Annotated in this window: 24 protein-coding genes; 7 read left to right on the forward strand and 17 right to left on the reverse strand. The window is 60.3% G+C overall.

Annotation, left to right across the window (positions count from 1 at the left end; translation table 11 throughout):
• The first annotated feature begins 22 nt into the window (after positions 1-22).
• Both M2401_RS21490 and M2401_RS21495 read left to right on the forward strand, forming a co-directional pair.
• On the forward strand, positions 23-565 hold the full coding sequence (locus tag M2401_RS21490; protein WP_259105852.1) for an NUDIX hydrolase: 543 nt from the start codon (positions 23-25) through the stop codon (positions 563-565).
• A gap of 60 nt (positions 566-625) precedes the next feature.
• A complete protein-coding gene (locus tag M2401_RS21495) occupies positions 626-1,189 on the forward strand; it encodes a murein L,D-transpeptidase family protein (RefSeq protein WP_259105853.1) in 564 nt (187 codons plus the stop codon).
• 157 nt (positions 1,190-1,346) lie between these two features.
• Here the strand turns inward: M2401_RS21495 and M2401_RS21500 are convergent, their stop codons facing one another.
• A complete protein-coding gene (locus M2401_RS21500) occupies positions 1,347-1,658 on the reverse strand; it encodes a YqfO family protein (protein WP_259105854.1) in 312 nt (103 codons plus the stop codon).
• A 7-nt stretch (positions 1,659-1,665) separates the two neighbouring features.
• Positions 1,666-5,562 (reverse strand): phosphoribosylformylglycinamidine synthase, encoded by a 3,897-nt coding sequence (gene purL, locus M2401_RS21505; protein WP_259105855.1) that lies wholly within the window; start codon positions 5,560-5,562, stop codon positions 1,666-1,668.
• Positions 5,563-5,764: 202 nt separating this feature from the next.
• Here purL and mltF point away from each other — a divergent pair, with 202 nt between their 5' ends.
• Complete coding sequence (gene mltF, locus M2401_RS21510; protein WP_259105856.1) at positions 5,765-7,222, forward strand: membrane-bound lytic murein transglycosylase MltF; 1,458 nt, start codon at positions 5,765-5,767, stop codon at positions 7,220-7,222.
• A 47-nt stretch (positions 7,223-7,269) separates the two neighbouring features.
• On the opposite strand, the gene tadA is transcribed toward mltF, so the two are convergent.
• From tadA to M2401_RS21545, 7 genes are all read right to left on the reverse strand, one after another.
• Positions 7,270-7,752: a tRNA adenosine(34) deaminase TadA gene (gene tadA, locus M2401_RS21515; RefSeq protein WP_259106007.1), complete on the reverse strand. Its 483-nt coding sequence runs from the start codon at positions 7,750-7,752 to the stop codon at positions 7,270-7,272.
• Entirely contained in the window at positions 7,752-9,125 is a 1,374-nt protein-coding gene (locus tag M2401_RS21520) for a multicopper oxidase family protein (RefSeq protein WP_259105857.1), read from the reverse strand. The genes tadA and M2401_RS21520 overlap by 1 nt, the downstream gene beginning before the upstream one ends.
• Positions 9,126-9,269: 144 nt before the next feature.
• Positions 9,270-10,970 carry an aspartate:alanine exchanger family transporter gene (locus M2401_RS21525; RefSeq protein WP_259105858.1) on the reverse strand — a complete coding sequence of 567 codons (1,701 nt, stop codon included), beginning with the start codon at positions 10,968-10,970 and terminating at the stop codon, positions 9,270-9,272.
• Positions 10,971-11,039: 69 nt separating this feature from the next.
• The gene (locus M2401_RS21530) at positions 11,040-12,080 is read right to left on the reverse strand and encodes a glutamate decarboxylase (protein WP_259105859.1); all 1,041 of its coding nucleotides are present in this window, start codon (positions 12,078-12,080) and stop codon (positions 11,040-11,042) included.
• Positions 12,019-12,471 (reverse strand): pyridoxal-dependent decarboxylase, encoded by a 453-nt coding sequence (locus tag M2401_RS21535; protein ID WP_259105860.1) that lies wholly within the window; start codon positions 12,469-12,471, stop codon positions 12,019-12,021. Before M2401_RS21535 ends, M2401_RS21530 begins: the two co-directional genes overlap by 62 nt.
• Before the next feature lie 540 nt (positions 12,472-13,011).
• Entirely contained in the window at positions 13,012-13,611 is a 600-nt protein-coding gene (locus M2401_RS21540; RefSeq protein ID WP_259105861.1) for an NADPH-dependent F420 reductase, read from the reverse strand.
• Between the two features lie 25 nt (positions 13,612-13,636).
• Complete coding sequence (locus M2401_RS21545; protein ID WP_259105862.1) at positions 13,637-14,371, reverse strand: SDR family NAD(P)-dependent oxidoreductase; 735 nt, start codon at positions 14,369-14,371, stop codon at positions 13,637-13,639.
• Positions 14,372-14,483: 112 nt separating this feature from the next.
• On the opposite strand from M2401_RS21545, the gene M2401_RS21550 reads away from it, so the two are divergent.
• Positions 14,484-14,846 (forward strand): helix-turn-helix domain-containing protein, encoded by a 363-nt coding sequence (locus M2401_RS21550; protein WP_259105863.1) that lies wholly within the window; start codon positions 14,484-14,486, stop codon positions 14,844-14,846.
• Between the two features lie 99 nt (positions 14,847-14,945).
• Here the strand turns inward: M2401_RS21550 and guaA are convergent, their stop codons facing one another.
• The 3 genes from guaA to M2401_RS21565 form a co-directional block, all read right to left on the reverse strand.
• Entirely contained in the window at positions 14,946-16,523 is a 1,578-nt protein-coding gene (guaA, locus tag M2401_RS21555; RefSeq protein ID WP_259105864.1) for a glutamine-hydrolyzing GMP synthase, read from the reverse strand.
• Positions 16,524-16,652: 129 nt separating this feature from the next.
• Positions 16,653-18,122, reverse strand: a complete 1,470-nt coding sequence (gene guaB / locus M2401_RS21560) for an IMP dehydrogenase (RefSeq protein WP_259105865.1) — start codon at positions 18,120-18,122, stop codon at positions 16,653-16,655.
• 94 nt (positions 18,123-18,216) lie between these two features.
• Positions 18,217-18,765 (reverse strand): sugar ABC transporter ATPase, encoded by a 549-nt coding sequence (locus tag M2401_RS21565; RefSeq protein WP_259105866.1) that lies wholly within the window; start codon positions 18,763-18,765, stop codon positions 18,217-18,219.
• A 191-nt stretch (positions 18,766-18,956) separates the two neighbouring features.
• Here M2401_RS21565 and xseA point away from each other — a divergent pair, with 191 nt between their 5' ends.
• Positions 18,957-20,336, forward strand: coding sequence for an exodeoxyribonuclease VII large subunit (xseA, locus tag M2401_RS21570; protein ID WP_259105867.1), 1,380 nt, complete (start codon positions 18,957-18,959; stop codon positions 20,334-20,336).
• Positions 20,337-20,344: 8 nt separating this feature from the next.
• On the forward strand, positions 20,345-21,169 hold the full coding sequence (locus M2401_RS21575; RefSeq protein ID WP_259105868.1) for a M23 family metallopeptidase: 825 nt from the start codon (positions 20,345-20,347) through the stop codon (positions 21,167-21,169).
• Here M2401_RS21575 and M2401_RS21580 read toward each other — a convergent pair.
• Entirely contained in the window at positions 21,160-21,501 is a 342-nt protein-coding gene (locus M2401_RS21580; protein ID WP_259105869.1) for a hypothetical protein, read from the reverse strand. The genes M2401_RS21575 and M2401_RS21580 overlap by 10 nt on opposite strands.
• A 362-nt stretch (positions 21,502-21,863) precedes the next feature.
• Here M2401_RS21580 and leuA point away from each other — a divergent pair, with 362 nt between their 5' ends.
• Positions 21,864-23,543, forward strand: coding sequence for a 2-isopropylmalate synthase (gene leuA / locus M2401_RS21585; protein WP_259105870.1), 1,680 nt, complete (start codon positions 21,864-21,866; stop codon positions 23,541-23,543).
• Between the two features lie 198 nt (positions 23,544-23,741).
• Here leuA and M2401_RS21590 read toward each other — a convergent pair whose 3' ends face one another.
• From M2401_RS21590 to M2401_RS21605, 4 genes are all read right to left on the reverse strand, one after another.
• Positions 23,742-24,167 carry a hypothetical protein gene (locus M2401_RS21590; protein WP_259105871.1) on the reverse strand — a complete coding sequence of 142 codons (426 nt, stop codon included), beginning with the start codon at positions 24,165-24,167 and terminating at the stop codon, positions 23,742-23,744.
• Between the two features lie 129 nt (positions 24,168-24,296).
• The gene (locus M2401_RS21595; RefSeq protein ID WP_259105872.1) at positions 24,297-24,737 is read right to left on the reverse strand and encodes a hypothetical protein; all 441 of its coding nucleotides are present in this window, start codon (positions 24,735-24,737) and stop codon (positions 24,297-24,299) included.
• Positions 24,738-24,798: 61 nt separating this feature from the next.
• Entirely contained in the window at positions 24,799-25,590 is a 792-nt protein-coding gene (locus M2401_RS21600) for an amidohydrolase (protein WP_259105873.1), read from the reverse strand.
• Complete coding sequence (locus M2401_RS21605; protein ID WP_259105874.1) at positions 25,578-26,726, reverse strand: pyridoxal phosphate-dependent aminotransferase; 1,149 nt, start codon at positions 26,724-26,726, stop codon at positions 25,578-25,580. Before M2401_RS21605 ends, M2401_RS21600 begins: the two co-directional genes overlap by 13 nt.
• Positions 26,727-26,819: the final 93 nt, after the last annotated feature.

A 26,819-nucleotide genomic window follows, 5' to 3' on the forward strand; every position in this document is an offset into this window, starting at 1 on the left:
GACCAAGGACAAGAAAGCCACCATGAAATTTTGCAGCCAGTGCGGCCATACCGTCATACAGCGCATTCCCGAGGGCGATAGCCGCTTGCGCTATGTCTGTGAACAGTGTCAGACCATTCACTACCAGAACCCGAATATCGTCGCCGGCAGCCTGCCGACCTGGGGCCGTCAAGTGCTGCTGTGTCGCCGTGCCATCGAACCGCGCCTGGGCTACTGGACCCTGCCCGCCGGTTTCATGGAGAACGGCGAGACCATGGAACAGGCCGCACGCCGGGAAACAGTAGAAGAAGCCTGCGCCAACCTGAAAGACCTGCAGCTTTATATGCTGGTGGACGTCCCGCACATCAGCCAGGTTCATGTGTTCTACCGCGCCGAACTGGCCAGCCTGGATTTCGCCGCCGGTCCCGAGAGCCTGGAAGTACGGCTGTTCGACGAAGCCGACATTCCCTGGTCCGAGCTGGCGTTCATGACAGTGCACAAAACCCTGGAATGCTTCTTCGCTGACCGCAAGCTTGAGGTATATCCTGTGCGCACTGACGCGCTGCCACCTTCACGGCCCATTTAACTTACCGGGCAACGCGCCGATATATCGATTTTACAGCTGTTTTTTGGGGATACCGTTTCGATGCGCTGGTTGCTCGCCCTCTTCTGCTTTTCATTTATTTCGCTGTCTCAGGCCGCCTTCACCCAGACAATCGTGCCCAAGGGCAGCGAGCAGGCATTCATCGGCAACAAGGTGATCAACACCGAGAACATTGCCGACCGCAAGATCGAGAAAGTGCTGATCCTCAAGTCCGCCCATCAGCTGCAATTGATCAGCGGCGGCGAAGCCCTGAAAACCTATCGTATTTCCCTGGGCAAACAGCCCAAGGGCGCCAAGCTGCAGGAAGGCGATCAGCGCACGCCGGAAGGTTTCTACTGGCTCGACTGGCGCAAGCCCAGCAATAACTTCAACCTGTCGATGCACATTTCCTACCCCAACGTCAGCGACTCGGCCCGTGCCCGCCGCGAAGGCGTCAAGCCGGGCAGCATGATCATGATTCACGGCACGCCGATCGATGAGGAATATCCGGAGTGGTATTTCCATACTCTGGACTGGACCAACGGCTGCATCGCGATGAAAAACACCGATATGCGCGAAGTCTGGGATCTGGTGAAGGACGGCACGATGATTGAGATCAGGCCTTAGGGATTGGATGAGGTTCGACGCAAATAATGTGGGAGCGCATTTGGTGGGAGCGAATTCATTCGCGAAAGCGGTGTTGCAGGCGACATATATGCGCTGAATGTACCGGCTTCTTCGCGAATGAGTTCGCTCCTACAGAACGCCCATAATTCATGACAGATCAGAAATCTTCCAGCCGCCAGACCTCGTAAGCCGGGGTTTCGTAGGGATGGCTCTGCTTGAGCGCCATCACCACCGACTGAATCAGCTCGTCAGCCACGACCAGCTCGACCTTCCATTCGTCCACCCGCTCAACCTCGCCAGCCTGCCCGATAAACGGCGTTGCACCGTCCAGCGGGCGAAACTGGCCCTGGCCGAGCACCTGCCAGGCGCAGCGGTCATAGTCGCCGATCCGCCCTGCTCCAGCGGCGAATACGGCGTCCTTGACCTGCTCCACATGGCTCGGTGGCACGAAGAAGGCGAGCTTGTACATCGGCTGCTTAGTTCACCCACACGCGAGCGTTACGGAACATGCGCATCCACGCCGCATCTTCGCTCCACTCATCCGGACGCCAGGAGTTCTGCACGGCACGGAACACCCGCTCAGGGTGCGGCATCATGATGGTGACGCGACCGTCGCGGCTGGTCAGACCGGCAATGCCACGCGGCGAACCGTTCGGGTTGGCCGGGTAGGCTTCGGTGACCTTGCCGTGGTTGTCGACGAAACGTACGGCAATGGTGCCGGACACGTCGGCCTGCAGCAGGGACTCGTCATTGGCGAACTCGGCATGGCCTTCACCGTGGGCGATGGCGATCGGCATACGCGAACCGGCCATGCCTTGCAGGAAGATCGATGGCGACTCCTGAACCTGAACCATGGCGACACGGGCTTCGAACTGCTCGGAGCGGTTACGCACGAAGTGCGGCCACAGCTCGGTACCCGGGATCAGCTCGTGCAGGTTGGACAACATCTGGCAACCGTTGCACACGCCCAGGGTGAAGCTGTCGGTACGCTCGAAGAAGCCCTGGAAGGCGTCACGGGCACGGGCGTTGAACAGGGCCGACTTGGCCCAGCCTTCACCGGCGCCGAGCACGTCACCGTAGGAGAAGCCGCCGCAGGCAACCAGGCCCTTGAACTCGTTCAGGTCAACGCGACCGGCGAGGATATCGCTCATGTGCACATCGATGGCGTTGAAACCGGCGCGGTCGAAGGCCGCAGCCATTTCCACCTGACCGTTGACGCCCTGCTCACGCAGCACCGCCACTTGCGGACGCACGCCCTTGCGGATGTATGGCGCAGCGATATCGTCGTTGACGTCGAAACCGAGCTTGGCGCTCAGGCCAGGGTTGTCTTCTTCCAGCAACGTGTCGAATTCCTGATCCGCACACTCGGCGTTATCGCGCAGGCGCTGGATCTGGTAGCTGGTTTCTGCCCACTGGCGTTGCAGCAGACGGCGCTGGCCGGTGAAGACCGCCTCGCCGTTGAAGCTGATCGCGACTTCGTCGTTGTTCACCGGCTGACCGATGACCGCGACGCAATCTTCCAGACCGGCAGCACTGAACTGAGCCAGCACTTCGGCGGTGGCGTCCTGACGAACCTGAATCACCGCACCCAGCTCTTCGTTGAACAGGATCGCCGACAGCTCGGCAGAGGTTTCTGCCAGGCCGTCGAGGTGCAGGTTCAGACCGCAGTGACCGGCAAAGGCCATTTCCAGCACGGAGACCATCAGGCCGCCGTCGGAACGGTCGTGGTAGGCCAGCAGGTGACCATCGGCGTTAAGGCCCTGGATCACGGCGAAGAACGCCTTCAGGTCTTCAGCATCATCGACGTCCGGCGCAATGCGGCCGAGCTTGCCGTGGGTCTGGGCAAGAATCGAAGCGCCCATGCGGTTCTGGCCACGGCCCAGATCGATCAGGATCAGATCGGTCTCGCCCTTGTCCATGCGCAGCTGCGGGGTCAGGGTCTTGCGGATATCAGTGACTGGCGCGAAACCGGTGACGATCAGCGACAGCGGCGAGGTCACGCTCTTCTCGGCGCCCTCGTCGCTCCAGCGGGTCTTCATGGACATGGAGTCCTTGCCCACCGGAATGGTGATGCCCAGCTCCGGGCACAGCTCCATGCCGACGGCTTTCACGGTGTCGTACAGGCGTGCGTCTTCACCCGGGTGACCGGCCGCGGACATCCAGTTGGCGGACAGTTTGATATCGGAAATCTTGCCAATGCGCGAAGCCGCGATATTGGTCAGGGTCTCGCCGATCGCCATACGCCCGGACGCCGGAGCGTCGAGCAGGGCCAGCGGCGTGCGCTCACCCATGGCCATGGCTTCGCCGGTGTAGACGTCGAAACTGGTGGCGGTCACGGCGCAGTCAGCCACCGGAACCTGCCACGGGCCGACCATCTGGTCACGGGCTACGAGGCCGGTGATGGTACGGTCGCCGATGGTGATCAGGAAGCTCTTGCTGGCCACGGCCGGGTGATGCAGCACGCGCTGCACGGAATCTTCCAGCGCGTGGGCGCTTGGGTCGAAGTCATCGCCCAGCTCTTGCTCGCGGACCGCCGAACGGTGCATGCGCGGCGCCTTGCCCAGCAGCACTTCCAGCGGCATGTCCACCGGGCTGTTGCCGAAGTGGCTGTCGGTCACGGTCAGTTGCGGCTCGGCCGTAGCCTCGCCCACTACCGCGAAAGGGCAGCGCTCGCGCTCACAGATGGCTTTGAAGCGCTCGAAGTCTGCCGCGCCGACCGCCAGGACATAACGCTCCTGGGATTCGTTGCTCCAGATTTCCAGCGGTGCCATGCCCGGCTCGTCATTAGGCACGTTACGCAGTTCGAAGCGACCACCACGGCCGCCGTCGTTGACCAGCTCAGGGAAGGCATTGGACAGGCCGCCTGCGCCGACGTCATGGATGAAGCTGATCGGGTTCTTGTCACCCAGCTGCCAGCAACGGTCGATGACTTCCTGGCAACGGCGTTCCATCTCGGGGTTTTCCCGCTGCACGGAAGCGAAGTCCAGGTCCGCCGAACTGGTGCCGGTGGCCATGGAGGAAGCTGCGCCGCCCCCCAAGCCGATGAGCATGGCCGGGCCGCCCAGGACGATCAGCTTGGAGCCGACCAGGATCTCGCCCTTCTGCACGTGCTCTTCGCGGATGTTGCCCATACCGCCAGCGAGCATGATCGGCTTGTGATAGCCGCGCACTTCATCACCGTGAGGGGTGCTGATGGACTGCTCGAAGGTACGGAAATAGCCGGTCAGGGCCGGACGACCGAATTCGTTGTTGAACGCGGCGCCGCCCAGCGGGCCTTCGATCATGATGTCCAGCGGCGTGACGATGCGCTCGGGCTTGCCGTACGGCACTTCCCAAGGCTGCTCGAAACCGGGGATGTTCAGGTTGGAAACGGTGAAACCGGTCAGGCCGGCTTTGGGCTTGGCGCCACGACCGGTTGCACCTTCGTCGCGGATCTCGCCGCCGGAACCGGTGGAGGCGCCCGGGAACGGAGCAATTGCGGTCGGGTGGTTGTGCGTCTCGACCTTCATCAGGATATGCACCGGCTCCTGCACCGCGCCGTACTGGCGGGTCTCAGGATTCGGGAAGAAACGTCCGGCAACACTGCCGACGATCACTGAAGCGTTGTCCTTGTAAGCCGACAACACGCCTTCGCTGTGCATGACGTAGGTGTTCTTGATCATGCCGAACAGGCTTTTTTCCTGACTCTCGCCGTCGATATCCCAACTGGCGTTGAAGATCTTGTGGCGGCAATGTTCGGAGTTGGCCTGGGCGAACATCATCAGTTCGATGTCGTGGGGGTTGCGCCCCAAGCCATTGAAACTGGTGACCAGGTAATCGATTTCGTCTTCGGCCAGGGCCAGGCCCAGCTCGACGTTGGCTTTTTCCAGCGCGGCGCGACCGCCACCAAGGATGTCCACCGCCGTCAGCGGCTTGGGTTCGGCATGGCTGAACAGCCCTTCGGCCTGATCCAGGGACGCCAGCACCAGCTGGGTCATGCGGTCGTGCAGACCGTCGGCAATCAGCTGGGCCTCGGCTTCGCTGAATTGACCCTCTACATAAAAGGCAATGCCGCGTTCCAGGCGCTGAATCTTGCTCAGGCCGCAGTTACGGGCGATATCGCTGGCCTTGCTCGACCACGGCGAAATCGTGCCGAAACGCGGCAGTACCAAGAACAGGCGACCACGCGGCTCTTGAACCGGCACACTCGGGCCGTATTTCAGGAGGCGAGCAAGCACCTGCTGGTCTTCGCCGGTCAGGACGCCGGAGACTTCAGCGAAGTGGGCGAATTCAGCGTACAAGCCACTGACAGCCGAAACTTTTTGTTTCAGTTGTTCCAGTAATTTGCTGTGGCGGAAGGCGGAAAGGGCAGGAGCACCGCGCAGGATCAACATCTTCGGGACAGCCTCGGGAAGGGGGTGTGCTTTGAGGCCGTGCATTCTAGCCTAAACGGACCCTTTCGGCACCCGAAACGGCTGAATCCGAGCCAGGCGGTTATCGCTCGTACCTGTCCGGCATCTGAACGGCAATTCTCTAGCAGACGCGAGCCTCGCTGTCGAGATATGGCGACGGGTGTCCTTTGCGTATACTGCACCGATGTTTTCCCGATCAGATTTCCGCCCTCGTTGCGCCAAATGGCTCATCGCCACCGGACTCTTCCTGATGCTCAGCGCCTGTGTGGATAAACCCAACACACTGGAGCGAGTAAAGGAGGACGGTGTACTGCGCGTGATCACCCGTAACAGCCCGGCCACCTATTTCGAAGATCGCAATGGTGAAACCGGTTTCGAGTACGAACTGGTCAAGCGTTTCGCCGAAAATCTCGGCGTGGAACTGAAGATCGAAACCGCTGACAACCTCGACGACCTCTTCGACCAGATGCACAAGCCCGGCGGCCCTGTCCTCGCGGCGGCCGGCCTGATCGACACGGAGAAACGCAAACAGCAGGTGCGTTTCTCCCATCCTTATCTGGAAGTCACCCCCCAGGTCATCTATCGCAACGGCCAGTCCCGCCCGACTGACGCTGGCGATCTGGTGGGCAAGCGCATCGTGGTGCTCAAAGGCAGCAGCCACGCCGAACAGCTGGCGGCGCTGAAAGCCAAGAACCCGGCCATCGAATACGAAGAATCCGACGCCGTGGAAGTGGTCGACCTGTTGCGCATGGTCGACGAAGGGCAGATCGACCTGACCCTGGTCGACTCCAACGAACTGGCGATGAACCAGGTGTACTTCCCCAACGTGCGCGTCGCCTTCGACCTGGGTGAAGCGCGCAACCAGCGCTGGGCCGTGGCCCTGGGTGAAGACAATAGCCTGCTCAACGAGATCAACGCCTACCTCGACAAAGTGCAGAAGAACGGCATGCTGCAACAGCTCAAGGACCGTTATTACGGCCATGTCGATGTTCTGGGCTATGTCGGCGCCTACACCTTCGCCCAGCACTTGCAGGAACGCCTGCCCAAATACCAGAAGAACTTCCAGGCCTCGGCGAAACAGTCCCAGGTGGACTGGCGATTGCTTGCGGCCATCGGCTATCAGGAATCCCTGTGGCAGCCCGACGTGACGTCAAAAACCGGCGTACGCGGCCTGATGATGCTGACCCAAAATACCGCCCAGGCCATGGGCGTGGCCAACCGGCTGGATGCCAAACAAAGCATTCAGGGTGGGGCCAAGTACTTTGCCTACATAAAGGAACAGCTGGACGACAAGATAGAAGAGCCGGATCGTACGTGGCTCGCTCTCGCTTCCTACAACATCGGTAGCGGTCACCTCGACGATGCGCGCAAATTGGCGGAAAACGAGGGCCTGAATCCAAATAAATGGCTCGACGTTAAAAAAATGCTGCCCCGCCTGTCGCAGAAACAGTGGTACCGCAAGACCCGCTACGGCTACGCCCGGGGTGGCGAACCGGTAAGCTTCGTGGCCAACATCCGCCGCTATTACGACATCCTCACCTGGGTAACCCAGCCGCAACTGGAAGGCAGCCAGGTCGCCGATGGCAATCTGCATGTACCGGGGGTGGACAAGAAGCCGCCTGAGCAGGCGCCGAAGTTGTAAGTCAGCTGATTCGTTGGAGCGAGGCTTTAAACTGATGCCAGCCGACCTTAAACCTTCGCCCGACGCATCCTGAAAAACTCACTCAACATCGCCCCGCACTCCTCCCCCAGTACCCCGCCCTCATACAGCACCCGATGATTGAGAAAACCCTGGGCAAAGAACTGCCCCTGGCTCTGCACAATCCCGGCCTTGGGTTCCAGGGCGCCATACACCACGCGCATGATCCGCGAATGCACGATCAAGCCGGCGCACATGCTGCACGGCTCCAGGGTCACATAAAGAGTGGTGCCCGGCAGGCGATAGTTGCTGACGGCCTGGGCGGCATCGCGGATGGCGACCATCTCGGCATGGGCGCTCGGGTCATTGCCACTGATCGGCCGGTTGAAGCCGCGGCCAACAATGACGCCATCCTGCACCACCACGGCGCCCACGGGCACCTCGCCCAATAGCGCGCCCTCGGCGGCCAGGGCCAATGCCTCACGCATGAAATACTGGTCGTTGCTGCGATCAATGATCGGTGGCTGCCTCATCATGACACCTCGATAGCGGCCATAAGCCCGGTTTCCATATGATCGATCACATGGCAGTGGAACATCCACACGCCGGGATTATCCGCTACCAGGGCCACGCGGGCACGCTCGTTGCGCCCCAATAGAAAGGTATCGGTGAAATACGGAATGATCGGCCGCCGATTCGACGCCAGCACCTTGAAGCTCATGCCATGCAAATGGATCGGGTGCTGATACTGGGTCATGTTCTTCAGCTCGAAGATGTAGCTCTTGCCCTTGACCAGTTTGGCGATGGGTCGGTCGGCGCAAGTCTTGTCGGTGATGTCCCAAGCCTGGCCATTGATCTGCCACAGGCTCGGCGGCTTACCGTTCTCCACATTGACCGACACCGCCCCCGCCCACTCGATATTGAAGTTGAGCTTCTCGGCGTTCTCCAGATCCGGCTCGGCAATCGGATTAGCGGGCAACGCGGGGGGCCACTCACCCGGCGCATCGCTATTGGCCACCGAACGGAAGGTGCCCAGGCGCACCGGGCCATTACGCAGCGACAACTCCTCACCCGCAGGCGGCGCCTTGATCGCCAGGCAAATACGCATGCCCGGCCCCAGCCAGTAATCCTCACCCAGCGGACGCGGCGCCACCGGATTGCCATCCAGCGCGTAGATCTGCGCCTCGGCACCCGGCAAGTTCAGGCGATAAGTCACGGTGTTGTCGAGGTTGAGAATACGCACCCGGGTAATCTGCCCCTCAGGCAGGTCGATCACCGCCTGAGGCACACCATTGAGGGTCGACAGCCGCCCCGCCGTGCCCTCGCGCGCCGCTTCGCGGGTCACGCTGAACTCGGTAAAGGCGCCAACCTCATCGACATGCCAGCTCTTCAAACTCACCGAGCGCTCATGGCGGAAGCCCGTGGGCTCGCGTTCCTCGACAATCAACGGCCCGACCAGGCCACGCCCCAGCTCTTCGCTGCTGCTGACGTGGGGGTGATACCAATAACTGCCGGCGTCGGGCACCAGGAACTTGTAATCAAAATACTCGCCCGGCTTGACCGGCAACTGCGAGACATAAGGCACGCCGTCCATCTCCAGCGGCAAACGGATGCCATGCCAGTGAATGGTGGTCTCCACCGGCAGCTGATTGATAAAGCGCACGCGCAGCCACTCACCCTGGCGCACCCGCAGCTCGGTGCCCGGCGCCGAACCGCCAAAGGCCCAGGCCGGAGTCTGATGGCCGGTGACCAGCTCGACATCCAGCGGTGCTGCGATCAACTCGAAGTCATGGCCTTTCCCAGGGCCGCTGCGCCCCAGCCAATAGCGCGACAAACCATCGGCGCCGAGCCCCACCACGGCAAGCCCGGCCATACCTCCGAGAATTTGTCGACGGGTAAAGGACATAAACGCGCGCACCTGTAAAACGAGAAAGAGACGCACCTGAGAGTCGATGCGAGGGGCGAATAGGATACAGGTGCGCTTGTGAAAAATTAAGGGAACGCAAGGTCGCAGCTCCGTGGAAAAGCCACGCCCCCCGTTATCACGCCTTCAGCGCGCAAGAATCATCGCGAAGTAACCGAACACCGTCAGCAGAATCCCGGAGACCGCATAGGCCACCGGAAAGCCGATCCAGGGCACGGTGCTGTCGATTTCCTTGGCCGCCTCACGCGCCGGGCCAGAATGGCTTCGTGCCCCCGCCACACCCCCCATGAGAATCGCCGGGTTGATCTTGAACACATGAAAGCCCACCGCCCAGACGATAAACGGCGGAATCGTACAGGCGACAAAGCCAAGGACAAAGATCTTCAGCGCAATGATCGCGCTGATCTGTGAAACCAGATTCGCCCCCGCATTCACTCCGACAATCGCGACAAAGAAAATCAGCCCCATGTCTTCGAGAATGTTGCGTGCCGCATTCGGTGTATTGCCGAAGAAGCGTACCCGCGAGACCAGCGACGAGACGATAATCCCCGACACCAGCAAGCCACCGGCATTGCCCAGCCCTACTGCCGCGCCAAATGCCGGGACTTGAATCAGACCGATCAACAGCCCCAGCACCATGCCCAGTGATAACGTGAGCAGATCGGTCGCAGTGCTCGGCCGCGCCACTTTGCCGAGCAATGCCGTGGCCTTGTCGATGGCGCTGCGCAGGCCGACCAGATGCATGACATCCAGACGTTGCAGGCACGTTTCCAGGCCAACAGGGATAGGCGCACCACCGCGCTCGATACCGACCAACTGCACTTGCCCGGCAATCGGCGACTGGCTGAATTCCTTGAGCGCCTTGCCGATGGCGTCGTGATGAGTGACCAGAATCACCGCCTCATCCAGCGGTATATTCAGCGCCCGGGCATCCGGCACTTCCGGCCCGATCAGGCCCATGTGATCAGTCAGCGCGTCCAGGCTGCCGCCCAAGGCAATCACATCTCCCTGTTGCAACACCAGGGCCGGGTCGGCACCAAGCAACTTATCGCCCCGCTCGACATTCTCGATCTGGTACTGCGCAAACCGCACGCGAAATTGCACGATGCTCTGCCCGACCAGCTCTGCATTCATCAGTCGATACGCCCGCAGATCAAAGGGCCGATAACCGCTGAGCCCGGCATCGTCGACGTTCGGCACCCCATGTTCGACCTCATACTCCTTGGCCGCCTTGCGCGCATCGACGCCCCACCAGCGCGGCAGATATTTGCAGATCAGGATGATGCCGACCGTGCCCCAGATATAGGTAATGCCATAGGACAGCGCGATCATCGCCGTCGCCGCCGCAGCGGTGGTGCCCGGTGGCAACGGCACTACGCCGGAGGTAATGGCCTGTTCGGCTGAACCGATGGCCGCCGACATGGTTTGCGAACCGGCAAGAATGCCGCCCGCCGCGCCCACCGGCAGCGATAACAGGCGCACACCCAGAACCACGATGCCAAGTCCGAGGAAGGACGACAGAATCGCCAGGAAGGTGAACTTCAGGCCGTCGCCCTTGAGACTGTTAATAAATGAAGGCCCGACACGCAGCCCGACGCCGTACATGAACAGGTAATAGAACAGGCTCTTGGTGAAGTTATCGAGCGCGAAATGCACGCCGTAATACGACGCCCAGGTCGCAATGGCACAACCGATAACGATAGCTCCCGCCACCGCGCCCAGGCCATACCCCTTGATGGTGCCGCGCCCGACCCAGACGGACAGGCCGACCACAAGAAATAGGAGAATGTAGGGGTTGTCATGCAGAAAAGTAAAAAAGGCTGTCACGATGATTCGTACCCCGCAATGAAACGCTGAAGGCACCGGACCTCAAGGCCCGGTGTGTGGGCAATGCGTTCAGGCGAGGTTAGGGGTGTCGGCCGGGATCACCGGTGCGGCGATGGCTCCATGGCTGAAGCTGGGCCCGGCGTCGGAGTGCACCAGCGGATTTTTCTGCAGGAAATCGATGGCCTTGCGCAGGTCGTCGAGCAACAGCGCGACCAGGTCACGACTCACGCCATGGCGTATGAGAATGCGCTGCACCACAATATTCTGACGATCCGACGGCAACGGGTAGGAAGCAATCTGCCAGCCGCGCATACGGACACGCTCCGACAGGTCATAGAGGCTGAAGCCGTGGTCGACGCCGTCCTTGAGCTTGTAGCAGACCGCCGGCAGCCCATCCTTGCCGTCGTACACCAACTCCAGGGGCGCGAACTTGACGATCTCCGCCGCCAGCCACTGCGCCGTATCGGAACAGGCCTGCTGGATACGCGTGTAGCCGTCGCGCCCGAGCCGCAGGAAGTTGTAGTACTGGGCAATGATTTCGCCGCCTGGCCGGCTGAAATTCAGGGCAAAGGTGGCCATATTGCCGCCCAGGTAATCGACGTAGAAGATCAGTTCTTCCGGCAGATCCTCAATGGAACGCCAGATCACCCAGCCCACGCCCAATGGCGCCAGGCCGTATTTGTGGCCCGAGGCATTGATCGATTTGACCCGCTCGATGACGAAGTCCCACTGCAACTCTCGTTGAATGAACGGCGCAATAAAACCACCGCTCGCCGCATCAACATGAATCGGAATATCCAGGCCCAGGTCGCGCTGCATCGCGTCCAGTTCGCCGGCCAGTGCGGCGACCGGCTCGTAGATACCGGTGAAGGTCACACCCAGAGTCGCGACGACGCCGATAGTGTTCTCATCGCAGTACTCACGCAGATCCGCCGGTCGCAGCCCCAGAGCGTCACCGCGCAACGGCACTTCGCGAATTTCCACATCAAAATAGCGAGCGAATTTCTTCCAGCAGATCTGTACCGGACCACACACGAAGTTCGGTTTGTCAGTCGGTAGGCCAGCGGCTTCCCGGCGTTTTTTTCCAACTCCACTTGAGCGCCAGGCCACCGAGCATCGCTGCCTCGCTGGAACCCGTGGTCGAGCAGCCCACGGCCTGCCAGGACTTCGGCGCATGCCACAGGTCGGCAATGATATGCACGCAACGGTTTTCGATTTCGGCCGTCTGCGGATACTCATCCTTGTCGATCATGTTTTTGTCGAGGGCATCAGCCATCAACTGCTTCACCTCAGGCTCGACCCAAGTGGTGCAGAACGTCGCCAGGTTTTGCCGGGAATTGCCATCGAGCAGCAGCTCGTCCCGTACCAGGTTGTAGGCGGACGACGGCGTCGTCGAATGGTCCGGAAGACGGTATTTGGGCAACGTGTGCTGGGAAGAACCACTCGAATAGACATCTTCGATGGCTTGGTCTTGAGTCTCTGCGGTCTGGTGAAGTGCCATGAAATCCTGCTCTTGAATGAGGGAAATGGCGTAGACGTTGATTGCGCCAAAGGCGGATCAGGCTGCGTCAGGAGAAAAGCGATAGGACGGTAAGGAAGCTCAAGCCTTAGGGGACATGGCTTTGAGAGGAGGGAATTGCGCGTGGCGGCAATGAATGGAAAGCGCGAGCACAAGCGGCTCTGGATGGACCGCGCGCAGTGTTACATGTATTTCAGCCCGGAAAGATGACATGGATCAATGAAACTGCGCATTAATAAAGCGCCGAGCCTGCCTACCGCCGTGGGCACGCCGTTGATAGTGATGATCGCCACAAACCCTACTGAATCAACCGAGCTCCGTGGGAAATTCCATATTTGGAGATTCCCCCCGAACATAGAATCTCCCACATAGTTGCCGATACCGTACGCAACACTTAACGCAGACAGAGCCAATGAATCCGCTGCCACAGGATTTGTTACCACATCTGCCAAGTGTTTGCTGCTGGACAGCGCTACATCGAAGATGGGGCAGGATCGCAAGGAAATCTGCGCTCGCGACTCATCAGTCGAACTTGATCAGGTCCTTGAAGATCAGTTGCCCCCAGCTATTTCCCCGTGCCTGCACGAGCAGTCCACCTTCCGATAGCCCGCCCAGTTTGATTGGTGAGAAGCCGAGAGTTTCTGCAAGAGCAGCAATCTCCACTGCAGCGCCGTCATCGTCGCTCGCCAGGAACACGACTCGCCGGCCGCCCTGTACGGCCGGATCCTGCTCAAGAACGGCAGCGACCAGATGGTTGAAACCTCTGACCAGTCTTGCACCGGTGAAGGCCTGCGCAACGACCCTGGAAGACGGCTGATCTCCCAACGCCTCAGGGGGCACGCCATAGGCATTGGTCACATCGACGATGATCTTGTCCTTCCAGCTCGGCAGCGCCTTCGCGACCTCCTGGTGCGACTCGTAACGGACAGCCAAAAAGATGATGTCCGCCTCAATGGCTTGCTCCAGTGTTTTGGGGATGATCCCAGGACCGATCACAGCCGCTGCGGATGCAAAGCTTTGCGGCTCGCGCGTGGTTGCAACGGATACCTCAATGCCGCTTCGGGCAAATGCCTTGGCAAGGGCCTGGCCGATATTGCCGAAGCCGATAATTGCGTAACTCATAAAGCCTCCTCAGGTTGGCTTGGCGTTAGATCTGCGCTAACCCACCATCAACAGCCAGTTCACTGGCAGTCATGAAACTGCTGTCACGGGACGCAAGAAACGCCGCCGCCGCGCCGAGTTCCGAAGGCTCAGCCATACGCTGCAGCGGATTCATCGCAGCGAAGACCTTCATGCCCTCCTCGCCCAATGCGGCCTTGGCCAGGTCAGTCGCGGTCGGCCCAGGCGACAGCACGTTGACCCGAATACCAGTGCCCTTCAGGTCCTGCGCCCAGGATTTTGCCAGGTTGCGCACGGCCGCCTTGCTCGCGCTGTAGGCACTGAATGCCGGGGCGCCCGTGGTGCCGGCGCTGGAGCCGGTGAGGATGATCGAACCACCCTCGCCCATCAGCGGCAGCGCCTTCTGCACCGTGAAGATCGAGCCTTTCACATTGGTATCGAAGATCTCGTCAATGTGTTCGCCAGTGATATTGCCCAGCGCCAGCGGACTGCCCGCCCCGGCATTGGCGAAAACAATATCGAGGCTCCCGCGCTCGGCTTTCACAGCCGCATAGAGTCGGTCGAGATCATCCGGATCGGCGACCGAGCCCTTCACCGCACGGGCATTGGGCCCGAGTTCGGCCACCGCAGCGTTGAGAGCTTCCTGACGACGGCCGAAGATAAAGACAAAAGCGCCCTCTTCAATAAAGCGCTTTGCCGCCGCCAAGCCGATGCCGGTCGCGCCACCAGTGATCACCGCGGTCTTGCCATTCAATCGGGTCATGTCATGCATCCTCGTAGGAGTTCTACGCAAACAGGGCCTGTTTGCTTGAGGACGAGTATGCAGAGCTGATAACCTATCGACCAGTATGCACATTTTGGTAAGTATGGAAAAAATGACAAATTCTGCGGAAATCTGCGACACCGGCTGCGGGCTCAACGCCACGCTGCGCATCATCTCGGGCAAGTGGAAACCGTTGGTCCTGTTTTTCCTGCGCAACGGCCCGGTACGCTACGGTGAGCTCAAACGCCTGATCCCCGGCGTCAGTGACAAGGTGCTGATCCAGTCCCTGAAAGATCTGCAAGCCGATCGCGTGCTATCGCGAACCGACTACAAGGAAGTGCCCCCACGCGTCGACTACGCCCTCACCCCACTCGGCCGCAGCCTGGCCGAAGCGATCATTCCACTGTGCACCTGGGGCACGGAGAATGCGGTGCAGATGGCAAGTATCTTTGCTGAGCAGGATGCTTTGGCTTAGCCGGGGTGCTTATGCCAGACCCAAAAAGCCAAAAGCCCGCAATTAAGCGGGCTTCAGGGTGTTTTTTGCTAATGGCTGCCGGTCAGTGCCGGATGCGCATCACTCCCACTCAATCGTCGCAGGCGGCTTGCTCGACACGTCATAAGTCACGCGGGAGATGCCTTCGATCTCGTTGATGATACGGCCACTGACGGTTTCCAGCAGTTCGTAAGGCAGGTGCGCCCAACGTGCGGTCATGAAGTCGATGGTCTCTACAGCGCGCAGTGCTACAACCCACGCATAGCGACGGCCATCGCCTACAACGCCAACGGATTTCACCGGCTGGAATACGACGAAAGCCTGGCTGACTTTGTGGTACCAGTCGGCCTTGCGCAGTTCTTCGATGAAGATATGGTCGGCGCGACGCAGCAGGTCGGCGTATTCCTTTTTCACTTCACCGAGGATACGCACGCCCAGGCCCGGGCCCGGGAATGGGTGGCGGTAGACCATGTCGTACGGCAGACCCAGCTCCAGGCCCAGACGACGGACTTCGTCCTTGAACAGTTCGCGCAGGGGCTCGACCAGTTTCAGGTTCATTTCTTCCGGCAGGCCGCCCACGTTGTGGTGCGACTTGATCACGTGGGCCTTGCCGCTTTTCGCGCCAGCCGACTCGATCACGTCCGGGTAGATGGTGCCCTGGGCCAGGTACTTGATGTTGTCCAGCTTGCAGGATTCGGCATCGAACACGTCGATGAAGGTACGGCCGATGATCTTGCGCTTCTTCTCTGGATCGCTCTCGCCCGCCAGGTTGCCCAGGAACTGCTCCTCGGCGTTGGCGCGGATCACCTTGACGCCCATGTTCTCGGCGAACATGGCCATCACCTGCTCACCTTCGTGCAGGCGCAGCAGGCCGTTGTCGACGAAGACGCAGGTCAGTTGCTCGCCGATGGCCTTGTGCAGCAGTGCTGCAACCACGGAGGAGTCAACGCCGCCGGACAGGCCCAGCAGGACGTTGTCGGTGCCGACCTGGGCACGGATGGTGGCGATGGCGTCTTCCGCGATCTTCGACGGTGTCCACAGTGCTTCGCAGCCGCAGATATCGAGGATGAAGCGCGACAGAATGCGGCCGCCCTGCTTGGTGTGGGTCACTTCCGGGTGGAACTGCACGCCGTAGTAGCCACGGGTGTCGTCGGCCATGCCGGCGATCGGGCAGCTCGGGGTGCTGGCCAGGATGTGGAATTCTTCCGGCATCTTGGTGACCTTGTCACCGTGGCTCATCCATACGTCGAGGCCGAACAGGCCGTCGGCGTCAATATGGTCTTCGATGCCGTCGAGCAGGCGGCTCTTGCCGACCACGTCGACACGGGCGTAACCGAACTCACGCAGGTCGGAGCCTTCTACCTTGCCGCCCAGTTGCTCGGCCATGGTCTGCATGCCGTAGCAGATACCGAAGACCGGCACGCCCAGGTCAAACACCGCCTGTGGGCAGCGCGGGCTGTTGGCTTCGTGCACGGACTCGGGACCGCCGGCGAGGATCACGCCTTTGGGCGCGAACTCGCGAATGGCTTCATCGTCCATGTCGAACGGGTGCAGTTCGCAGTACACGCCGATCTCGCGCACGCGGCGAGCGATCAGTTGGGTGTACTGAGAACCGAAGTCGAGGATCAGGATACGGTGAGCGTGAATGTCGAGGGACATGGGAAAGGCTCTGAAGAGCAGCTGCGAGCTTCAAGCCGCAAGCTGTAAGCTAATCGGGATGTACGCGATGGCTGCGTCACCACAGCCATCGCTTGCAGCTAAAAGCTTGGAGCTTATAGCTGGTCGGCTTTAGCCGACCCTGTAATTAGGCGCTTCTTTGGTGATCTGTACGTCATGCACGTGGGATTCGGCCATGCCGGCACCGGTGATGCGGACGAACTCAGGCTTGGTGCGCATCTCTTCGATGTCGGCACTGCCGGTGTAGCCCATGGAGGAACGCAGCCCACCCATCAGCTGATGGATGATGGCCGACAGCGAGCCTTTGTAGGCAACACGGCCTTCGATACCTTCCGGCACCAGCTTCTCGGCGCCTTCGGACGAATCCTGGAAGTAGCGGTCCGAAGAGCCCTGGGCCTGGGACATGGCGCCCAGCGAGCCCATGCCGCGGTAAGCCTTGTAGGAGCGGCCCTGGAACAGTTCGATCTCGCCCGGTGCTTCTTCAGTACCGGCGAACATCGAACCCATCATCACGCAGCTTGCGCCGGCAACGATGGCCTTGGACAGGTCGCCGGAGTAGCGGATACCGCCGTCGGCGATCAGGGGAATACCCGTGCCTTCAAGGGCTTCGGCAACGTTGGCGATGGCGCTGATCTGTGGCACGCCGACACCGGCGACGATGCGCGTGGTGCAGATCGAGCCAGGGCCGATACCGACCTTGACCGCATCGGCGCCAGCGGCAACCAGTGCCTTGGCAGCGGCGCCAGTGGCGATGTTGCCACCGATGACCTGGACTTCAGGGAAGTTCTCTTTGACCCAGCGAACGCGGTCAATTACGCCTTTGGAGTGACCGTGGGCAGTGTCGACCACCACCACGTCAACACCGGCGGCAACCAGTGCGGAAACGCGCTCACCGGTGTCCTTGCCAGTACCGACAGCGGCACCGACGCGCAGACGACCCTGGTCGTCCTTGCTGGCCAGCGGGTAGGCCTTGGATTTTTCGATGTCCTTGACGGTCATCATGCCCTTGAGGGCGAAGTTGCCGTCAACGATCAGGACTTTTTCCAGGCGGTGCTTGTGCAGCAACTCGCGCACTTCGTACTTGTCGGCGCCTTCGCGCACGGTGACCAGACGCTCTTTAGGCGTCATCACTTCGCGCACGGGGATATCCAGACGGGTTTCGAAGCGGATGTCGCGGGACGTCACGATGCCGACCAGGTCGCCATTGTGCAGCACCGGAACACCGGAAATGTTGTTCTGACGGGTCAGTTCGAACAAGTCGCGAACTGTGGCGTCGGCCTCGATGGTGATCGGGTCCTTGACCACACCGGCTTCGAACTTCTTGACCTTGCGAACTTCGGCAGCCTGCTGCTCGATGGTCATGTTCTTGTGGATGATACCGATACCGCCTTCCTGAGCCATGGCAATGGCCAGACGGGCTTCAGTCACGGTGTCCATCGCAGCGGAGACCAAGGGGATATTCAGTTCGATGCCACGGGTCAAACGGGTTTTCAGACTGACTTCATTAGGCAGTACCTCGGAATAACCGGGCACAAGGAGAATGTCGTCGAAAGTAAGGGCTTCTTGGCTGATACGCAGCATCGCGGGGGCTCCCAGGCGGGAAATTGGAAGCGCGCCATTATACCCAGACACCCCCCGTCACTCAATGTAAACCTCAGGCTAATTCACGATTACCTTATAAATATACTTTTACCCAGGAAACCGGACGGTCCAGGCGCTCGGCAAACTCATCAAGAAAGCTTTGTTTGAACGAGGCTTGCAGCCAGTCATTAAAGATAAAACCGAGGTTGGAAAAGCCGCAGGGCTCAAGAAACAGAAAGCCATTGATGTCATCTTCGTGACGGCATTCGGGGCAGGTGAAGTTATCGGTATGGCCGGGCATCCAGTCTTCCAGGCTGTCGAACAGCGCCTCGCCGATCTCGCGCCGGCACTCCGGGCAGCCGGCTTCCTCGGCAAAATCCTTGAGCGGGGTATAGATGCAACGCTTGGTGACAATCTCCAGGCCGTTGACCGCCTGGCCGAACGGCAGCGCGTCGGGGTGTTCCACCACACGGCGGGCGCCGGGGGCGATGGCGTAGGCCATCTTGTTGTAGGTCCGCCCGCAGGTACTGAGCTGTTCCTCGACCACATCGAGTTTCACCAGCCAGCGCAGGATCAACCGCGCCCGGGCTTCGTGGCCGGGGAAGGAGGATATCTGCGGGACGATAATGCTTTGGGTGTTCATTTAAAAACCTGTGCCGTGTGCGCTTCTATATATGAAGGTGCGTTTTGTGGGAGCGGATTCATCCGCGAAGCGGTATCCCAGACACTGAAGCCATATCGAATGTACCGGCCTCTTCGCGAATGAATTCGCTCCCACAGACGACTGGCCGCGGATTATACCCATTCCCCGGCAATGCCTTTATGATGCCGCACATGATTAAAGACCCCTTCGCAAGACTCGGCCTCGACCGGGAAGTCCTTACCGTCAGCCAGCTCAATGGCCGTGCACGGGTGTTGCTGGAAGATGTGTTCAGCAATATCTGGGTCGAGGGCGAGATCTCCAACCTGTCGCGCCCAGCCTCGGGCCATGTCTATTTCACCCTCAAGGACTCCGGCGCCCAGGTGCGTTGCGCGCTGTTCCGCCAGAGCGCGGCGCGGGTGCGGCAGGCACTGAAGGACGGTTTGCAGGTCAAGGTACGCGGCAAGGTCTCGCTGTTCGAAGGTCGTGGCGATTACCAGTTGATCCTCGATACCGTCGAACCGGCCGGTGATGGCGCCCTGCGCCTGGCCTTCGAGGCGCTCAAGGACAAGCTCAACGCCGAAGGCCTGTTCAGTGCCGAGCGCAAGGTGCCGCTGCCCCTGCATCCGCAACGCATCGGCATTGTCAGCTCGCCTACCGGCGCGGTGATTCGCGACATCATCAGCGTATTCCGTCGCCGCGCGCCTCAGGTCGAACTGACTCTGATTCCTACGGCCGTTCAGGGCCGCGAAGCCATCAACCAGATCGTCCGCGCCCTCAAGTTGGCCGATGGCCGGGGCTTCGATGCGCTGATCCTGGCCCGGGGCGGTGGCTCTCTGGAAGACCTGTGGTGCTTCAACGAAGAAGCCGTGGCCCGGGCCATCGATGCCTGTGTCACGCCGATTGTCAGTGCGGTGGGCCATGAAACAGATGTATCGATCAGCGATTTCGTCGCCGACGTCCGCGCACCGACGCCCTCGGCCGCCGCCGAACTGCTGGCCCCGGATACCAGCGACCTGCATCGCCGCGTGGAAAACCTGCAACGCCGCCTGATCAGCCGCATGCAGGATCGCCTGATGCGTGACCGTCTGCGTCTGGAAGGGGTGTCGCGACGCTTGCGTCATCCCGGCGAGCGTCTGCGTCAACAGGCTCAGCGCCTCGATGAGCTGGACCTGCGCCTGCGTCGCGCCTTCGAGCAGCTGGGCCATAAGCGTCAGGTGCGTCTGGCCCACCTGCAAAGCCGCCTCGCTGCTCAGCATCCGGGCCGCACTCTGGCCTTCCTGCGTCAACGCCTGGAAGTACTGGCCGAGCGCCTGCCCCGAGCGATCCGCGAGAATCTCAAGACCCGCCGCCTGCAATTGCAGAGTCAGGTGCAGACCCTGCATGTGGTCAGCCCGCTGGCCACCCTGGGCCGGGGCTACAGCATCCTGCTCGACGAGCGCGGCCATGCCATCCGCCGCGCCGAACAGACAAAACCTGGCCAGCGCCTGACCGCGCGCCTGGGCGAAGGCGAGCTGCAAGTGCGGGTCGAAGACAACCACCTGACGCCCGTCACCCTCTCTTTACTGGATTGAGCCAAACCATGCTGCGTGTTATTGCCCCTCTGTTCGCCCTATGCCTGGCCCTGCCCGCCTACGCCGACAGCTATATAAGCCGCGCACTGAACAAGCCGGTGCCCGGCGGCGTCGCAGTGGTCGACCTTGGCGCTGCCGCCCAGGCACCCAAGGCCACGTTCCAGGGCAAACAGGTATTGGTGGTCAAGGAACAGGACAACCACTGGCTGGCCATCGTCGGCCTGCCCCTGACCCTCAAGCCCGGCAATCAGCAAGTCAGCAGCGGCAATCGCCAGCTGAGCTTCGTGGTCGGCAGCAAGAAATACCCGGAGCAGCACATCACTTTACAGAACAAGCGCCAGGTCAACCCTGAACCCCAGGACCTCAAGCGCATCGAGAAAGAGCAAGCCTTGCAGTTCGCCGCCTATCGCAGCTTCAGCCCCGTAACCCCGAGCAACCTGATCCTCGACAAGCCGGTGGATGGCCCGCTGTCGAGCAAGTTCGGCGTGCGCCGCTTCTTCAACGGCGAAGAGCGCAACCCGCACTCGGGCCTGGACTTCGCTGTGCCGGCCGGTACACCGATCAAGTCGCCGGCTGCTGGCAAGGTGATTCTGATTGGCGACTACTTCTTTAACGGCAACACGGTATTCGTCGACCACGGCCAAGGCTTTATCAGCATGTTCTGTCATATGTCGAAAATCGACGTGAAGGTCGGCGATGCCGTGCCTCGTGGCGGCGTCGTAGGACGCGTCGGCTCCACCGGCCGCGCGACCGGGCCGCATATGCACTGGAATGTCAGCCTCAATGATGCGCGGGTTGATCCGGCGATCTTTATTGGCGCTTTTCAGCCTTGAAAGTCATCGCGTTCCGGATCCAGCCAGCGCAGAGCTTCTGCACGAAGCTCTTCGCTGAATCCGCTGACCTCTTCCTCGGTCAGCAACTGCCTCACGCATATACCCATCAAATAGAGTCGAGCATGGGTACGGGAAAAACCGACGCTATCGAACACGTCTCTTACTTCCTTGATCCCGGCATTCAAAGCGTCACGGGTTTCATGGACCAACTCCCGGCTGGTTTTGCCCTCGCTGGTAATAGCTTTTTGCGCTTCGACCAAGATGCGGTCATATAAGCGCTCCACAGCCAGGTCTCGTAGCTTGCTGAACAATTTCCAATCAGACTCTTTCATCGAGATACTCCTGATCAGGAAGAAATACAGATTTTAACCAATGGCGCAACAACCAGCCTGCGCAGCGACGAAATACCACGCAATAAAAATTCAAATAGCGCTGAATTTCAGAGATTAATCCTGTCATCTCAGTACAAGACAAAGATTCCTATCAATTTTCCGCAACAGCTTGCCAACTTTCACCCCAATGGGTACGGTTGGCCTTATGAAAACTGCTCAAACCCTCATTCTGTTGCGCCAGCATTGCTGTCTCAGCCTGGTCAGTGCCCGACTGCCAAGCTAGATCGCTGTGCCTCGCCCTGTCTCGTTTAATACGGTGGCCGCCTCTTCTCGGCCTCTTCAGTACCCAAGGATTAGCTTCCATGACCATGCTCAAAGACCCTTCGACCAAGTACCGTGCGTTCCCTGTCATCGACTTGCCTGATCGCACCTGGCCATCCAAGACCATCACCGAAGTGCCGATCTGGTGCAGCTCCGACCTGCGCGACGGCAACCAGTCGCTGATCGAGCCGATGGATGCAGTGAAAAAGCTGCGCTTCTGGAAAACCCTGGTCCAGGTGGGCGTCAAGGAAATCGAAGCGTCGTTCCCGGCAGCGTCCCAGACTGACTTTGACTTCGTCCGCACCCTGATCGAAGACGGCCATATCCCGGACGACACCACCATTCAGGTGCTGACCCAGGCTCGTGAAGACCTGATCGCCCGCACTTTCGAATCCCTGCGCGGCGCGAAAAAGGCCATCGTGCACTTGTACAACGCCACGTCGCCGTCCTTCCGCCGCATTGTCTTCAATCAGGACAAAGCCGGTGTCAAAGAGATCGCCGTCAACGCCGCCAAGCTGTTCGTCAAATACGCCGCCCAGCAGCCGGAAACCCAATGGCAGTTCGAGTACTCCCCTGAGACCTTCAGCGCGACCGAGCTTGAGTTCGCCAAGGAAGTCTGCGACGCGGTCATCGAAGTCTGGAACGCGACGCCGCAGAACAAGGTCATCCTCAACCTGCCAGCCACCGTTGAAGTGGCAACGCCGAATATCTATGCCGACCAGATCGAATGGTTCTGCCGCAATATCACCCGCCGTGACAGCGTGCTGATCAGCCTGCACACCCACAACGACCGTGGTACCGGCGTTGCCGCCACCGAGCTGGGCCTGATGGCCGGTGCCGATCGCGTCGAAGGCTGCCTGTTCGGCAACGGCGAGCGTACCGGCAACGTTGACCTGGTGACCGTGGCACTGAACATGTACACCCAGGGCCTCAACCCGCAGTTGGACTTTTCCGACATCGACGGCGTGCGCAAGGTCGTTGAAGAGTGCAACCAGATTCCGGTGCACCCGCGCCACCCGTACGTCGGCGATCTGGTTCACACCGCGTTCTCCGGCTCGCACCAGGACGCCATCCGCAAGGGTTTCGCCCAGCAGAAGGAAGACGGCGTCTGGGAAGTGCCTTACTTGCCGATCGACCCGGCCGATATCGGTCGCAGCTACGAGGCGGTGATTCGCGTCAACAGCCAGTCCGGCAAAGGCGGCATTACCTATCTGCTGGAACAGGAATACGGCATTGCCCTGCCGCGTCGCATGCAGATCGAGTTCAGCCAGGTAGTACAGGGTGAAACCGACCGTCTGGGCCTGGAAATGACTGCGCAGCAGCTCTACGCCCTGCTGCACAGCGAGTACCTGCAGGCCAATACCCCGTACGCGCTGGTCAGCCATCGCCTGCAGGAAGAAAACGGCCATAGCAGCGTTGAAGTCGAAGTGTCCAGCATCGGCCAGGGCGAAACCAACCTGGTCTGGCGCGGCAAGGGCAACGGTGCTCTGGAAGCGCTGGTGGCCGGTCTGCCAGTGCCCGTGGAGATCATGGATTACAACGAACACGCCATCGGCGCAGGCACTACGGCCAAGGCTGCTGCCTACATCGAACTGCGGGTCAACGGCGAGCGTGCGGTGCACGGCGTGGGTATCGATGAAAACATCACCACGGCCAGCTTCAAGGCACTGTTCAGCGCCCTGAATCGTGCGCTTAGCCAGGCTCAGGCCAAGGCGGCGTAAACGCTGCGGTGATAAAAAAAGGCCCTTTTCAGGGCCTTTTTTATTGCGTGTGTCCGGATATGCCGACCTGGGTTGATGTACATGTAGGAGCTGCCGCAGGCTGCGAACCGGTTTACACGACATACCGCTTTCGCAGCCTGCGGCAGCTCCTACAAAAAACCATTCCAATTCAGCGGCTGTAGTTACCGCAATACTCGGTCACGCAGTGGTGTCGACACTACCCTTGGCCTGGGCCTGCATCATCTGCATCAATGCCCCCTGCTCGGCACCCAATTCGGCGGTAGTTCCGGATATCTGCTGCTGGATCGCCATCACCTGCTGCGCCTTGATCTCTTCGGGAGCCTTGGATTGCTGCGCGGCCGCCAGTTGCTTCATCTGTTCCTGCAGGCGCTTCTGGGTTTCCTTGATCCGCTCTTTCAACTGCTCGATGGCCTGCTCGGCAGGCGAACCGCCGGAACTCTTGGCACCCGAGCCATTGGTGTTCTGGGCCGGTTTGGACACCGAGGCTTTCAGGTTCACACCCACTGTAGTGGCATCAGGGTTGGCTTTATCCTGATCAGCTTTAGATGCAAGCGTGAACGCGCTGCTGTAGAGGTTCAGCGAACTCGTATTGATGGTGGTCATGGCGAACTCCTGTTATGTAGAGCGGCTATCGACCAATACCGGCAAAACTTGAATCAGCGACAAGACAAAGAGCCCGCAACCTGAGGTTGCGAGCATCTTGTGTCACACCGGGTAACGCTTGAAAACGAATCAGGCGGTAGTGTCGATACCGCCGCTGCTTTCCAGTTGCATCAGGGCTGCCTGCTGGGTCGACAGGGTTGCCGTGGTGCTGGCAATCTGGCTTTGAGCAGCCATGACTTTCACCTGTTTCTCTTCGTCGGAGCCCTTGGCCGCCTGCGCGGCAGCGAGTTGCTGCTGTTGTTCCTGCAACTGCTTCTGGGTTTCCTTGATCTGGGCTTCCAGCTTCGCGATGCTGTCCTGGGTCGCGGTGCTCGACGACGAACCACCACCACCGCCACCGGCCGCACCACCACCGGACGACGCCTTGGCGCCGCTCACATCGGCAGTGGCCGTGGTCGAAGAGGTGCTGCTGGAATCAGTCGCAGTGGTGTCGTCGGTCGTATTGCTCTTCACCGAAACAGTGAACGAAGACGAGTACAAGCTGAGGGATGAGGTGCTGATGCTGGTCACTTGGGGAGCCTCCTGATTGATATGGCTAATATCGACCCCCGCGCCCCATAACTGTAGCTAATTAGTGTATCTCGAATGTATCAGCGTCGAGATATGCCGGAAACCTCGAGCGGTAGGCCGCGAGTTCCGTGGCGCTCAGGGTCACTTGGAATACGCCGTCGGCCTCCCCTGCGCCAAACAGGCTTTCACCCTGGAAGTCCAGCACCTGGCTGTCACCGGTATAGGCGAAGCCTTTGCCATCAGTGCCGATACGATTGACCGCCGCGACATAGCAGAGGTTTTCAATGGCCCGGGCTGGCAACAAACGGTTCCAGTGCAGGCGACGGGCGCCGGGCCAGTTGGCCGTATAAATCAGCAGGTCGGTGTCCTGGGCCGAACGGCTCCAGACCGGGAAACGCAGGTCGTAGCAGATCAGCGGGCGCACGCGCCAACCCTTGAGCTCGAACAGCACCTGGCGCTCACCAGGACTGTAGTGCTTGTGCTCACCGGCCATGCGGAACAGGTGGCGTTTGTCGTAGTGCTGTAACTCGCCATCAGGACGCGCCCACAGCAGGCGGTTGCGATGACTGCCGTCGGCGGCGCGGACAATCACGCTACCCGTGACCACGGCGTTCAAGCGTTTGGCCTGAGCCAGCATCCAGGCCGCCGTCGGACCGTTCTCCGGCTCAGCCAGCAGCTGCGATTCCATGCTGAAGCCGGTGGTGAACATCTCCGGCAAAATCACCAGGTCAGCGCCTTCGGCCTGATCAAGCAAGGCGTCGAAGTGCTCATGGTTGGCCTGACGGTCGTGCCAGGCCAGGGTGGTCTGGACCAGCACCACCTTGAGATCGGGTAACTCGCTTAGATCACGCATAGTTTCTCTGCTGCTTGGCGCAGCGTCTCCTCGCGCTTGGCGAAGCACAGGCGGATGATCCGCTGCCCTTCGGGTGGGTTCTGGTAGAAAACCGACACGGGAATACTGGCAACACCGTGTTCACGGGTCATCCACAGAGACATGTCTACATCATTGAGGTCCGGACGGATCTGCGAATAGTCAACCAATTGGAAATACGTGCCGCCGACCCGATTGAAGGTAAAGCGCGACGACGCCAACTGATCGCAGAAGAAATCCCGCTTGGCCTGATAGAACGCCGGTAACTCTTCGACGTGCTCCGGATGGGCCGCCATGAAGTCAGCCAAGGCCCATTGCAGCGGAGTCACGCCACAGAAACTGACGAACTGGTGAATCTTGCGCAACTCGGCGGTCAGAGCAGGAGGCGCGACCACGTAGCCGGTTTTCCAGCCGGTGACGTGATAGGTCTTGCCGAAGGAGCTGACCACGAAGGCACGCTGATACAGCTCTTCATGGGCCAGCACACTGGCATGCTGGACGCCGTCGAACACCAGGTGCTCATAGACTTCGTCGCTGACCAGATAAATATCGCGATTGGCGATCAAAGCCGCCAGTTGATCGAGTTCGGCACGGGTAATCAGGGCACCGCTGGGGTTGTGCGGGCTGTTGATGATGATCATCCGCGTACGCGGGCTCAGGGCATCACTGAGCTTTTGCCAGTCGATGGAGAAATCATCGAGGCCCAACTGCACATGCACGCAACGACCGCCCGCAAGTTCGACTGAAGGCTCATAGCTGTCATAGCAAGGATCGAAGACAATCACTTCATCGCCGGGGCGGATCACCGTCTGGATGGCGCAGAAAATCGCCTGGGTCGCACCGGGGGTGACCGTCACTTCGCTGTCCGGATCAACCTGGCGGCCGTAGCTGCGGGCGATCTTGGCCGCGATCTGCTGGCGCAAGGCAGGCAGGCCGGTCATTGGCGAATACTGGTTATGGCCCTCGGCTACGTGACGGCTGAGCGCGTCGCGCAAGGCTTGCGGGCCGTCGAAATCCGGGAAGCCCTGAGACAGGTTGATCGCCCCGGTCTCGGCGGCGAGCTGGGACATCACGGTAAAAATGGTGGTGCCCACGTTGGGCAATTTGCTGCTGATCATCGAGCCTTTTCCCTGCGGTACACCCGGCTCCACAGCGGCACGGGTCAGGCAGGATAGCCCATAGCGCAAGCATAAAAAAAGGCGCCATTGGCG

This window comes from Pseudomonas sp. JUb42 (assembly GCF_024807945.1).
In the GTDB taxonomy this organism is placed as follows: Bacteria; Pseudomonadota; Gammaproteobacteria; order Pseudomonadales; family Pseudomonadaceae; genus Aquipseudomonas.